Consider the following 12,968-nt stretch of genomic DNA (forward strand, 5'->3'; position numbering starts at 1 on the left):
GGCGAGAAGTTCCGGCGAGCAGTTACGCGAGCAGTCACGCGAGCAGTCACAATGGATCAGCCACACCGCACGGCGCAGCTTGGCACCGCGAATTCCTGGGCGATATCGCTCGTCGCCCTGTCGCTGGCCGTGGCGGTTCGCCTGCTGCTCGATCCGGTCCTGGGCACCTCGTTTCCTTTCATCACGGTGTTCGGGGCGGTGGCGATGGCGGTCTGGGCCGGTGGGCGGCTCGAATCCATCACCGTCGCGATCGTCGGCTATCTTGCCGCCTCCTGTCTTTTCATCGAGCCGCGCGGCGGTCTGGCTTTCGGCAGCGCGGCGAACTTCATCGGCCTGCTGCTCTACCTCGCCACGTGCGCGATCATCATCGGGTTCGGCCAGGCGATGCGGCGCGCGCGAACGTTGTCGCGCCAGGCGCTCGAGGTGCTGCGACGCAGCGAGGAGCGCCTGCGGCTCGCGCAGGGCATTGCCCGCATCGGCACGTTCGAATGGGACATCGAGGCCAACGAGTACCAATGGACGGACGAGCTTGCGGCGATGTACGGACGCACGACCGCGGATATCTCGGGCAAAGGCTTCGTATGGCATGACGTCGTGCATCCGGACGATCGCGATGAAGTTATCCGCAAGACTGTCGAATCGATGACTACCGGACAGTTCGAGCATGAATGGCGCATCCTGTGGCCGGACGGCAGCGTCCACTGGGTTGCGGGGCGCGGATCGGCGTTCTTCGACAAGAACGGCAAACCGCTGCGAATGCTCGGCATCAACATCGACATCACCGAACGCAGGAATGCCGAAGAGGCGCTCAAGCAAGCCGATCGCAACAAGGACCAGTTCCTCGCGACGCTCGCCCACGAGCTGCGCAACCCGCTGGCACCGGTGCGCAACGCTCTCGACATCATGAGGCTCGCCGGCAGCGATGCCGCCATGCTTGAGAACGCGCGCACGCTGATGGAACGTCAGGTGGCGCATCTCGTACGGCTGATCGACGACCTGCTCGACGTAAGCCGCATCACGCGCGACAAGCTCGACCTTCGCCGCGAGCGGCTCGAGCTTGCGTCTGTCGTCGAGCAGGCAGCCGAGACCAGCCGGCCGCTTTTCGATCAGGCCGGCCAGACGTTCGAGGTTTCGATGCCCGCGGAACCAATGGTTCTCGACGGCGACGCCGTCCGCCTTGCGCAGGTGTTCGGAAACCTGCTGACGAACGCGAGCAAGTACACCGGTCACGGCGGAACGATCGCGTTCGAGGTGCGCCGCGACGGAAATGAGGCCGTCGCCGTCGTACGCGACGACGGCGTCGGGATTCCAGCGGACAAGCTCCCGCACGTGTTCGAGATGTTCACGCAGATCGATCATTCGCTGGTACAATCCCAGGGCGGGCTCGGCATCGGGCTCGCGATCGTCCAGCGTCTCGTCGGGCTGCATGGGGGCAGCGTTTCGGCGACGAGCGCCGGGCCGGGGCGCGGAAGCACCTTCACCGTGCGACTCCCGCTTGCGGAAGCCGCTACGGCGCAGGCACAAAAACAGCACGAAGAGGTACCGCTCATGGAAGATTCGACCCGACCCGCCCGCCGCATCCTCGTCGTCGACGACAACGAAGATGCCGCCATGACCCTTGCAATGCTGCTCAAGATGAAAGGAAGCGAGACCGAGCTGGCGCACGACGGCCTCGACGCGATCGAGAAGGCTGCCAGGTTCCGGCCGGACGTAATCCTGCTCGATATCGGCCTTCCGAAGATGGACGGCTACGACGCGTGTCGGGAGATCCGCAAACAACCGTGGGGAAGCGCCATCACGATGATCGCGCTGACCGGTTGGGGCCAGGACGACGACCGCCGCAAGTCGATGGAGGCCGGCTTCGACCTGCACCTGGTCAAACCGGTTGCTCCCGCCGCGCTGATGAAGATGCTCGGCGAGGCCCAGTAGCCGACCCCGGAGGAATGGCGGCCTTCCGTGAGCCCGGGTCGCGTGGCATAACCCGTCGTGCCTCGGCGGCAGCTCCCGCAGGGAGCGCCGCAGCAGGTGAACCGCAGTTCCGGGAGGCGGGACGCCGGAAATGACCTCTTGGACCCAGCAGCAGGCCCGCGACATCCCGACCGATGATCTGAAACGGCGTGCCGAAGAATATTCGGCCCTCTACGAAGCCTCCCGCGACCTTTCCGTACAGCCCGATCTGGAGTCCCTGTTCCGCACGCTGATGGAACGCGTGATCAGGCTGCTCCAATGCTCGTCGGCGAGTGTGTTTCTCTACGATATGAAGGCGGGTGAGGTGGAGGTGGCTGCGACCAGCTACAGCACCCTCAACGTCGGTCAACGCTTCGCGCTCGACCAGGGCATGACCGGCCGCATGGCGCGCTCGCGCCAGCCGATCGTCGTCAACGACTACCAGAACTGGGAGCATCGTATTCCCGAGCTCGCGGCGACCGGAGTTCGTGCGGTGCTGATGGTGCCGATGATGTGCGGCGGCGAGCTCGTCGGTGCGCTCGGCGTCAGCGAGTACACCACCGGCAGGACCTATTCGGACGCCGACGTGCGGCTGCTGTCGATGTTCGCCGCACATGCCGCAAGCGCACTTCGCAGCGCGCTTCTTCTCGAGGAAGCGCGGCGCCGGGCCGCTGACCTGCAGCGTGAAAACTCCGAGCGCCGCCAGATCGCCGAAGAGCTGCGCCAGAGCCAGGAGCGTTACCGTTCGCTCGTCGAGAACATGAACGACGTGGTCTTTACGCTCGGCACCGGCGGAATCGTCACCTACATCAGCCCGGCGGTCGCACGGCTGACAGGACATTCCCCCGAGGAGCTGATCGGCCGGCCGTTCGCCGCGTTCATCCATCCGGACGATCTCGACCATCTGCGGACAAGCTTCGCGCGCGTGCTCGAAAGTACGCGCGAGCCGATTGAATTCCGCGTCTTCGCGAAGAACGGCGAGATCCGCTGGGTGCGCAGCTCGAGCCGCAGGCACGTGGTCGACGGCCGCGCGGCGGGAATTACCGGATCGCTGACCGACATCAGCGAGAGCAAGGCGGCCGAGCTGGCGCTGCTCGAGAGCGAAGGGCGTTACCGCCAGCTCGTCGAATTCTCGCCCGACGGGATCGCTGTACATTCGGATCGCCGCATCGTCTTCGTCAACAGCGCCGGAGTGCGCCTGGTGGGCGCGGCCGACGCCAGCGAAATTCTCGGACAGCCGAGCCTTCGCTTCATGCATGCCGGCGACAACGCCCGCCTGGAGGAGCGACTGCGAAGGGTGCTCGAGGAGCGGACCATCGAACAGGTCGAAGGTCGTCTCGTGCGTCTCGACGGGATGACGCGCGAAGTCGAGATCATCGCGATGCCGATCATGTACGGAGGCCGCGATTCGGTGCAGGTCGTCATGCACGATCTGACCGAGCACAATCGCGCCGCGCGTGCCCTTGCCGAAAGCGAAGAGCGCTACCGGGAGCTCATCGAGAACGCCAATGACCTCGTCTACGTGCACGACCTGACGGGCCGTTTCCTCGCCATCAACCGGGCTGCGGAACAGACCACCGGTTACATGCGCGACGAAGCCCTGCAGAAGAATCTCGGCGACATCGTCGCTCCCGAAGACCTGCCGCGCGCCGTCGAACAGATGATGCGCGTGATGGCCGGCTTCGAGCCGCCGTCGGCGATGGAGTCGGACATCATCACCAAGGACGGCCGGCGCCTCACGCTGGAGATCAGCGCGCGGCCGGTGCTGCGCGACGGCGTGCCGGTTGCCGTGCAGGGCGTTGCCCGCGACGTGACCGAGCGCAGGCGCGCAGCCGAAGAGATCCGCCTGCTCAACGAAGAGCTCGAGCAGCGCGTGAAGGAGCGCACCGCCGAGCTCGAAGCCGCCAACAAGGAGCTCGAGGCGTTCGGCTATTCGGTCTCGCATGACCTGCGTGGGCCGCTGCGCGTGATCGAAGGCTTCGGACGGCTGCTGCTCGACGAGTTCGGCGCGACGCTGACGGCAACCGGGCGCGATTACGTCGAAGGCGTGCGTGCGAGCAGCCACCGCATGGCGCAGCTCATCCAGGACCTGCTCAACCTGTCGCGCATCACGCGCAACGCGATCCAGCGCCGCAACGTGGATCTTGCGGCGATCGCGCACCTGGTCGCGGACGACCTTCGGAGGTCGCAGCCGGAGCGCAACGTCGAGTTCGTCATTGCCGCAGCGGCGCCGGCGGCCGGCGACCCGTCGATGGTGCGCATCCTCATGGAAAACCTGCTCGGAAATGCGTGGAAGTACACGAGCAAGCACGCCACCGCGCGGATCGAGTTCGGTGTAAGGCTGGAAGGGACCGAGCTGGTCTACTTCGTGCGCGACGACGGCGCCGGTTTCGACATGGAATACGTCGGCAAGCTGTTCCATCCGTTCCAGCGGCTGCATCTGGTCTCTGAGTTCGAAGGCACCGGCATCGGGCTAGCGACCGTCGAGCGCATCGTGCGGCGCCATGGCGGGCGGGTATGGGCGGACGCGAAGGTGGAGAAGGGGACGACGATCTCGTTCACGCTGGCGCCGGCGCGAGCGGCCCATCGAAATGAATGAGGTTGCGTCGTCGCGGACCGCGACCCTGCGCATCGACAGCATAGACGGTCATCCGGACGCGTCAGTGTTCCTTCATCAGCTTTTCGAGACCGTCGAGGCGCGGCTCCTCGACGACCGCTGGAGCCAGGCCGAGCGTCCCGCCAGCCACTGCGGGCGGCGCTGGGGCCGGTGATCCGACGGCGGGAATTGCCCGGGTTGTGAGGAACCAGACGAAGTCGCTCGAGGCATCCTGCGTCGCCAGATCGTGACAGTTCATGCAGCCGTTCACGATCGGCTTCTGGCGAAATGTCTCGATGACGCTGTTCGAGAATGCTGTCTGATCGCTGCCAGCTCCCGGAAACGTATTCGCAGGTACGCCGCGGGCTTCGGTCCCGTCCGGATTTTTCACGACTACCGGCCATTGCGTCATCACGAGCCTGTAAAAGCGGAAGACGGTTGTGCTGACCCCGGGTGCATTCTGATACAGCGCATTGGTTCCGCCGGTCGATGCGTGAATCTTCTTCTCACGCAGAATCTGTGTGGGGTTGGGTTGGTCCACGGGAAGATTCGTCGCGGATAGCGGCGTCGTCTTGGGCGATTTGGGCGATCCGGCTCCATCATTGAAAGAAAACGGCGCCTCACCTTTTACTTCCCCCGGCGCAGAGGCTGATGACTCCGGTATGTTGTCGACGTGTTCGAATGTCGACCAGATCCATTGCGGACGACTGATCGTCTTCTGGAGGATGTGAAACCCGACCAGGCCTACGTCCCGTTGCGCGCAAGTCAGCGCCACAGGATCGAAGACGAGTGCCGATCGAACCAGGAAGCGCGCACGCTTCTCTGGCGCGAGTCCGGTCAGATCCCGCCAAGCCGCCTTGACCAGAACGCTGTGCGGGTTGCCGCCTGCTCCGTCAGCGAAGACCACCGGATTTGCAGGAGTCGGCAGATTCGCACGCAGGAAGAGCTTGCGTTGAAAGATCGGCTCGAAGGTTGGACGATTCACGTGAATCTCAAAGCGCGCGTAGTGTTTTCCCTGGTCGACGATCGGCCCCTCGAGATTTCCGAATCCTGCTTGAGCGAGATTCTCGAAGGTCGAGAAAGCGGCCAGCACTTTGGTGTCCGGACTACTGGGCGTACCGCACGGATTCTCTCCCATTTCGTTCCAGGGACGGATCGCGCAGCCTGCGGCATCACCCAGGCAATTCGCCCCCGGAATCATCTCCCAGTCCGTTTTCCAGCTCTCCCATAGAAGAGGCTTCGTCGTATCGCCGAAGGCGGCTGCTGCATCGGCCACACCCCTCGTGGCACCCGCGGGCCCGGGAGTCTGCGCCGGCCAGTTCAATGCGATGAAACTCCTCCACGAGAAGTCGTCGAAGAATTCGATCGGATTTCCGCCGAAACCGTTCGGGATGGCGACGTCATCGGGGAGCACGGAGCTGACCGTTGGCGCCGGCGCGGCTTGCGCAACGTCCGACCCCATCACCCACAGTGCGACGAAGACTCCTGAGACAAGCGCGGTTCGTGTCATGCATGTTCTCCATGTTCTCCAGCTTCTACTGTCGCGGCCAGCCGGCCGCGTCCGGGATTGCTCGGCACGGAGAGATCGGTCGCCCGGCGGGACCAGAAAATCTCGTCGGACCAGTCGGGAACGAGGGCGTAGATTCCGAGTTGTTGAGCGAGCTGCGTCGCGAACTGCGTCTGCATGCGATCCTGGTATTCCGGCAGCGCGCTGACGTCGCCATCGTTTGCTCGACGAATGGTCTGCGCAGCGAAGCAGCCGGACTCCAACGCTCGCCAGATGCCGCAGCCGGAGAGCGGGTCGAGTGAAATCGCGGCGTCTCCGGTCGCGATCCAGCCGGTCCCGGCAACCTTGCCCGACCATCTCATCGACGCATCGCAGGTGATGAGGCGTTCGGCGGATCCGAGACAAAGACGACGCATGAGCCGCGTCGACGACCGCGACAATTCGAACGAGGAGTGACGGTTGCGGCTCTCGCCCAACAGATCACCATCCGTCAGAAACGCGACGATCGCTTTCTGGTGCGGCAGCGGCGCGAAGTACCACCATCCATTGGCTGCGGCTTCGATGGAGAGCCGATCCTCCCGGCCTGCATTTGTAACGGTTGCGACGATCGCGACGAGCCTGTCTTGCGCCGCGGGCCGGCCATGCAATTGACGAACCAGGGATGCGCGCCTCCCGGTCGCGTCGACAAGCCACGTTGCGCGAAGCTGCGTGTACTTCCCTCTCAGTCTGGCGTGCACCAACCATCCGTTCTCGTCTCTTGAGATCGCGTGGACGGTAGCTGCAAGAACGACCCGTGCTCCTGCTTCCGAGGCGGCTCCAGCCATCACCTCATCGAATTGTTTTCGAACGATGTGACGTCCGGAGCCGTACGGGTTGAAGAAAAAGTCCGTCTCGACGGTGGTGCGACCACCCCACGACGAAACCACGCCAGGAGAATCGATTCCATCGATTCTCCGAATGCGATCCATCACTCGCAGCCTTGCGAGCCACGGACTCACATCCGGTGCCAGAGTCTCGCCGATTCTGCGGCGATCGAACGAGGACTTTTCGAGAACGGTCACCCGCAAGCCGGCTGTAGCCAACTCGATGGCCGCCGCGGCACCCGCCGGCCCGCAGCCGACGACCAGCACTTCGCACGCGGATGCCGACAAGTGCTAGAGCTCCCGATCGATTTCTATGTAAATTCCACTGAGCCCCGGTGCTTCGCTGACCACGCCGAGGCGATCCCAGTCGACCGCGAGCTGGTCATGAGATGCGACACCGCGCCCCCAACTCGCCCTGGTCATCGTCGCAGGATTGAGCACGACTTCGTCGGGCCGCTGCGCAGGCCACCAATTGGTGTTGCACTTGAAAAAATCGGCTTGCCACGGGCAAGCCATGCGTTTGCTCACATCTCCAGGGTAGAGAGCGTCGGGCACCGCTCCAGGGTCGAGCCCTAGAGGATCATTCGCCCCTAACGGTGCGCATCGGAATCGAAAGGGTTCCATGAGGACACGCGGCTCGCGCGCGATCCAGCCGATTTCGATGCCTGGATAGAAGCCACCGCCAGCGGTTGCTTCGAGCGAGGCCCTGTCCAGCCCGTGCGCACGCAGAGGAATATCCGGTGCCGGCGCGACCGGCGGCCAGACCCAACCTGCAGCATCAAAATTTCCGAGAGTCCATTGTCGCAGAAGGTGATACTGCGTAGGCGTCAGCGTCAGCCACGTTGGATTGTCCAGATCGCCGAGCAGCACCGGCATGAACGTGTCGTCGGAGTTGTTCCAGTCCTCCGGTCGACGAAGCCGGTCAAAGATTTCCGCAGGAGTCGGGTGCGCGGGATCCGGCCGCACGAAAGGAGTCTGTGCCAGCGCATCGAAGCTCCAGCCGTGCCGCCTCGCAACGCGCTTTTGAACCCATCGATACATGCCGGGTCTCGAGATGATCGGATAAATCTCATCCCGATAGGATGGCGCGTACGCAGGGTTGAACGGAGGCGAGTCGGAAGTGAAATCGTCGAGCGTGACGGGACTCGGTCCGAGGAAAATGTCCGGACGTAATCCCATGTGGCGGATCGCAGTATCGAGGAACACGTCGTACAGCGTCACGATGTTCGTGACAGCCGGCGCAAAATCCGGCGGTGCAATGACTACCCACGCCGGCGAGTCGACCTCGCGTCTCGATCCATCGGCGAAGACAAGGACGGCACGTACCGGCCCGTCGGAGGTGCTGTCGAACCAGTCCTTGTTGTTGGCAAAACTCTGAATCGCGATGCCCCCCACGCTTGCCGACACACCAGGCGCAGGCACGACGGTAAGCGAGCCATCGGGCTGTCCTATGAGCGATCCCAGTGCGTCGATGTCGGCGGGACCGACGGCGTTGCTCAAGGTTCCGGCTGCAGGGCCGGTGAATGGATATCCGGCAGATGACGCGCGACTGACGTCCGCATTGCCACCAGGAGCCGCAACCGTTCGCGGTCCGAAATCCACGATCAGCTTGCTGCGCCGCTGAGCTGAGCTCGTGATGTGATTGTTTCGCAGAGACGCAGGAGCCGGGGCATAGCCAAACCCAGGCGGATTCGTGATATCGGCAGAACCCGTCACGCCCGCGAACTTGAACCAGTACGCCTTCTTGTTCGCGAGGTGTACTGTCCATTCGATGCTCGCTACGCCCTGCTGGCCGCCGAGCTGGACGAGCACCGGTTCTGCTGTCGGGTCCTGATCGTCGTACTCAAATACCCAGAACTCTGCCGCCTGGGAGAGAAGCCGCTGACTGGCGTCCCGGTAAGTCATGTTGCCGGCCCGCGTTCGACCCGTATCGGCAATCATTCCCGGAGTCGTTGGCCCGGGAAACCATTCGGGACTTCGGCCGAGTCGCGCGATGCCGATGGAAGGGTGAACCTTGTACGTCTTGGCCATGCCCTGAGCTCCGTAGGGTCCCGGAAGCTTCGCCGAAGCGAAAGTGTAGGGAGTTTCTCAGTCGAAACTGTTCTGTTCAGTGACTGGATACGTGCGAGCCTTTACCGCACCACCTGGCTTGCGGGAAGTGCGTCAGGACCCATGAGACGGAATTAAAACGGGGGCTGGTGAGATCTCTCACCAGCCCCCATTTTTGTAACCACGGAGTTGGTCTGCTTCGTGAGCGAAGTATTCTCACTTCAGGATGCTGGCTGTGCCTCCAGGATCGACCAGATAAAATCTATTGGAAAATACTGCAATTTGCCGTTTTTCGAGAACATGGTGGGTAGAAGCGGGCCATTCGTACTCTGTTTACTCGTGGTAAATCCGACGGAAGGATTGGGATTTCCACCACTGTCCACAGATGCCTGCCCGTGACACGTGATACAAGAAGAGCTCTGCACAAAGCCGTTTTCAGTAACGGAGTTCCCGAGAAGCGTCGGCTGGCCGGTCGTATCCGTGAACAGCGTCTGCGTGCCTTTGAGTCGGTAGTTCTTCCATTCGTCAGAAAGCCCTGCGCTCGAAAAGAGCGAGATCAGGGCTGACGTCAACGTTTCTGGCGGATAGACACCGCCGAGCGGTGTATTCGCCTGGACCTCGTGGGGAGTTACGCCGAACTCGTCTCGACATCCCGTGTAGTCGCAACGGCCAGCATTACCGACCCATTCCCATGTCGCCCAGGTCCAGTTGGGAAGCCGTTTGCTCATGATGTGGAGCGCAACGAGACCGAACAGGTCGCCGTTCCGATCGTAGTTCCAGTGATAGTTTGCTTTGTCGGATTCCTGAATAGGCTTCCATCGAGCCTTGATCTCGATCGACTCCACCGGAAACACCAGTGGCTTCGCCGCTGCAAACGCCGCCGCCAGGCCCTCCTGATAGAACAGCTTGTTGTCGGCAATGAATTCGAAATCCTTCTTGTTGCGTCGGACCTCCTCCGTACCGCCGACGCTGGAAAGCATATGTATCGTCTTGTCGCCTTCGCCACCGAGTAACGTCCTGCTATTCGATGGTGCGCGCAGAATTTTCCGGTCAAACGGCTGGCCGCTCTGGAGATGCTGTCTCAACAGATTCTGAGCGGGTGGTGCCAAACGTTTCAAAGGGAAATTTTTGGCATCACTCGGCCATTTCGGCGGATGTAATGGGTCTGGCGACGCCGGGAATGTAAGCTCGTTGTCAGCCCAGGTTTCCCAGATCGCATCATTGGTCGTAGCCTTTGACGGTCCCACCTGATGTTGCGACGGGGAAGTCTTGTTGATCTCTGCGAAGAGCTTCCATGCACTCATGTCCGGCTCGTTTTCGTCCGGATTCGGATCGGGAGCCGAGCCGATCCAGCCTTTTGGGATCGCGATCTTCCATCCACTCGGCGGAATGACGAGGCCCTCTTTTATGTTACTCGACAGAGTAAACGCGTGGAATTTTGCGATCCCTTGCTCCGCCACAAGAACGAATGCGACGATCGTCGCGATCCAGACAAGACGCGGCATATTCATCCTCCTTGTTCTTAGTAAAGCCGGCTGGCCGAAGAACTCGTGCGTCGATAGCATGGTGAACCTCGTCGCTACAATCTGCATTACTCGGCACGATCGACATCCCAGCCTTGGGACGTGACAACCGTCACTCTTCTGACCGTTTTCCTGCGGCAGCGACGGCGAGTCGCAAACACCCTGTGTTCGATTACTGAGAAACGTGTTGCGTGTGAACGAACGAGATACAGCGCACAACAGGACTAAAAAGAATGAGCAAGGTGTGTCGGCTGGAACCGCCTGCAGCGGCTAGCCAATCGGTCGGTTAGCGCAGTCCATCTGACCGCATCCTCTCGACGCCCGCCGAAATCGTCGCCGACGCCAGCACGCACGCAAGCGGAATGAGCGCGAAGTGAAAGCGCTCCGAGCCGTAGAGAACGACTCCGTAGAAAGCGCTCCAGAGCACAAGAACGCTCAGGACGAGCCAGTAACCGCTGCGCGGGCCGTTCTGCGACGAGCGATCCGTGCTCACCAGGCCCATCGCCGCCGGAGCGGCGGCCAGCAGCAACAGCCAGTAAAAGAGATTGCTCGCGCGACCGAGCATCTCCATCGCAGCTTCTCCGATCGGCGGATGCGGTGCAGAGCCGCCAGCAGAAGCCGAAGGCTCGGCGTACCACTCATTCCAGACGCGATCGCCGTGATACATCCGATAGAGCCGCCGGAAGACCAGTCCGAGCTCCGCGCGCGGATTTTCGAGCGCAAAGCGCACGCCGGCATCGCGAAGCCGGTTGTCGACGGCGAGCTCGCGCTCGGGCCCGCCGGCGATGAGATCGCGCTGGTCGGCGGCAGGGTCGGGGCTGTAAAGATTCATGCCGCCGTCGGCGACCGGATTGTGTCCGATCAGAAGCGTGCGCCCGAAGCTGGTTGACGCAGGCACGATGCGCCCGAACACGCGCGCATTGCGGACCAGCCACGGCGTCTGACAGGCAACGGCGCCGGCGACGGCGCACCCAAGCACCGCGATCGCGGCCGTTCGCCGCATGCGCTGCGTGAGCAGCACCAGCACCGGCGCAAACAGCAGCAACACCGCTTCGGCGCGCAGCAGGCCGGCAAGGCCGACCGCGGCGCCCCACAGAATCCACAGCACCGGCGAGCGCTGCCTCGATGGGTCGAGCAGGACGATCGCGCCAAGCACGAGCGCCGTCATCATCGTCGTGAAGATCGTCTCGGTCAGCAGCAGCGACGAGAACAGGATCTGGCTCGGTGCGACGGCGATCAGCGCAGTCGCCACGACCTGCGCACGCGTCGAGAACAGCGATCTCGCAATGAGCCCGGTCAGCCAGCACGTGATCGTTCCGGCAACCGCATTGAGCGCGAATCCCCATGCCGGATCCGGCGAGAGCGTCCGGTACAGCACCGAAAGGAGAAAAGGATAACCGGGCGGCCACGCGGCTGTCGGTTTTCCGGTGAAATGATGGATGTAGCCGTAGCCGGCGGCGAGGTTCGCAGCCGTCAGGTGGTACCACAGCGCGTCGGCATGAAGGACCGGAGTCGGAATCGTCAGCCACAGGTTCGCGGCAACTCGCAGAACGAACGCCAGCGCGACGAGGAGACCGACTGCGCGCGCTGCAGGCATCGCGTGCTCTTGCTTGGAGGACGTGTCCGTTGCAAGTGGCGCCGATGAAGATCGCATCGCTCGTGCTCGCCACCAGCAACAAAGGAAAGCTGCGGGACTTCCGGCTGCTGCTCGAAGGCTCGGGCGTCGGCGTGGAGCTCCCCGAAGACTACGGCGTCTCGCTCGACGTCGAAGAGACCGGATCCACGTTTATCGAAAACGCGCTGATCAAGGCCCGGGCGTTTGCGGCCGCGCTGCCGGATCGGGCGGTGCTGGCCGACGATTCGGGTCTCGTCGTGGACGCGCTCGGCGGCGAGCCGGGCGTACGGTCGGCGCGCTACGCGGGCGAGCCGTGCGACGACCACGCGAACAATCTCAAGGTGCTCGAGCGCATGAACGGCGTTTCCGATCGCCGTGCGGCATTCGTCGTGGTGCTTGCGCTGGTGCTTCCCGACGGCTCGGAGACGGTCGTCGAAGGCCGCTGCGAAGGCACGATCGCATACGAGGAGCGCGGCGCGAACGGTTTCGGCTACGACGCGATCTTCTTCCGAGAGGATCTCGGCTGCACGTTCGGCGAGGCGTCGCCGGCCGAGAAGAATGCGCGCAGCCACCGGGCAGCGGCGGTGCGCGAGCTGCTCGCTCGCCTTCGCGACTGACGACCGCAGCGTTACGCGGCGACTACGATCCGCCCCGTCTTGAACGATCGCACCGACGACCAGGGGCAGGTTCGCTCATGCACCGCGCGGAAACCTAGCCGCTCGAGCCATCCCGCTTCGCCGAAGACGAGCTCGTCGACGACCATCGGAGATGGGCCGTGCTCGCCGCGACAGCGCAGATCGACCAGACGGCCCAGATGGCGGCCGCTTTCGTCGACGACTTCCGATCCCGCGATTTCGTTCAGCCGCAT

9 protein-coding genes are annotated in these 12,968 nt (G+C 63.1%); 3 read left to right on the forward strand and 6 right to left on the reverse strand.

What is annotated here, in order from left to right; genetic code table 11:
- Positions 1-51: 51 nt before the first annotated feature.
- Together VN634_02280 and VN634_02285 are read left to right on the forward strand one after the other, a co-directional pair.
- On the forward strand, positions 52-1,929 hold the full coding sequence (locus VN634_02280; GenBank protein ID HXC49690.1) for an ATP-binding protein: 1,878 nt from the start codon (positions 52-54) through the stop codon (positions 1,927-1,929).
- A 130-nt stretch (positions 1,930-2,059) separates the two neighbouring features.
- Positions 2,060-4,546, forward strand: coding sequence for a PAS domain S-box protein (locus VN634_02285; protein ID HXC49691.1), 2,487 nt, complete (start codon positions 2,060-2,062; stop codon positions 4,544-4,546).
- Positions 4,547-4,607: 61 nt separating this feature from the next.
- Here the strand turns inward: VN634_02285 and VN634_02290 are convergent, their stop codons facing one another.
- From VN634_02290 to VN634_02310, 5 genes are all read right to left on the reverse strand, one after another.
- Entirely contained in the window at positions 4,608-5,957 is a 1,350-nt protein-coding gene (locus tag VN634_02290) for a hypothetical protein (GenBank protein ID HXC49692.1), read from the reverse strand.
- A gap of 92 nt (positions 5,958-6,049) precedes the next feature.
- Positions 6,050-7,201 carry an FAD-dependent monooxygenase gene (locus VN634_02295; GenBank protein ID HXC49693.1) on the reverse strand — a complete coding sequence of 384 codons (1,152 nt, stop codon included), beginning with the start codon at positions 7,199-7,201 and terminating at the stop codon, positions 6,050-6,052.
- 3 nt (positions 7,202-7,204) lie between these two features.
- The gene (locus VN634_02300) at positions 7,205-8,944 is read right to left on the reverse strand and encodes a LodA/GoxA family CTQ-dependent oxidase (protein HXC49694.1); all 1,740 of its coding nucleotides are present in this window, start codon (positions 8,942-8,944) and stop codon (positions 7,205-7,207) included.
- Between the two features lie 239 nt (positions 8,945-9,183).
- A complete protein-coding gene (locus tag VN634_02305; GenBank protein HXC49695.1) occupies positions 9,184-10,467 on the reverse strand; it encodes a hypothetical protein in 1,284 nt (427 codons plus the stop codon).
- Positions 10,468-10,771: 304 nt separating this feature from the next.
- Complete coding sequence (locus tag VN634_02310; GenBank protein HXC49696.1) at positions 10,772-12,082, reverse strand: glycosyltransferase family 39 protein; 1,311 nt, start codon at positions 12,080-12,082, stop codon at positions 10,772-10,774.
- Positions 12,083-12,126: 44 nt separating this feature from the next.
- Between VN634_02310 and rdgB the strand changes: the two genes are divergently transcribed.
- Positions 12,127-12,717: an RdgB/HAM1 family non-canonical purine NTP pyrophosphatase gene (gene rdgB, locus VN634_02315; GenBank protein HXC49697.1), complete on the forward strand. Its 591-nt coding sequence runs from the start codon at positions 12,127-12,129 to the stop codon at positions 12,715-12,717.
- 11 nt (positions 12,718-12,728) lie between these two features.
- Here rdgB and VN634_02320 read toward each other — a convergent pair whose 3' ends face one another.
- Positions 12,729-12,968, reverse strand: a complete 240-nt coding sequence (locus VN634_02320) for a hypothetical protein (GenBank protein HXC49698.1) — start codon at positions 12,966-12,968, stop codon at positions 12,729-12,731.

The sequence above is a fragment of the Candidatus Limnocylindrales bacterium genome, assembly GCA_035571835.1.
Lineage (GTDB): Bacteria > Desulfobacterota > Binatia > UBA1149 > CAITLU01 > DATNBU01.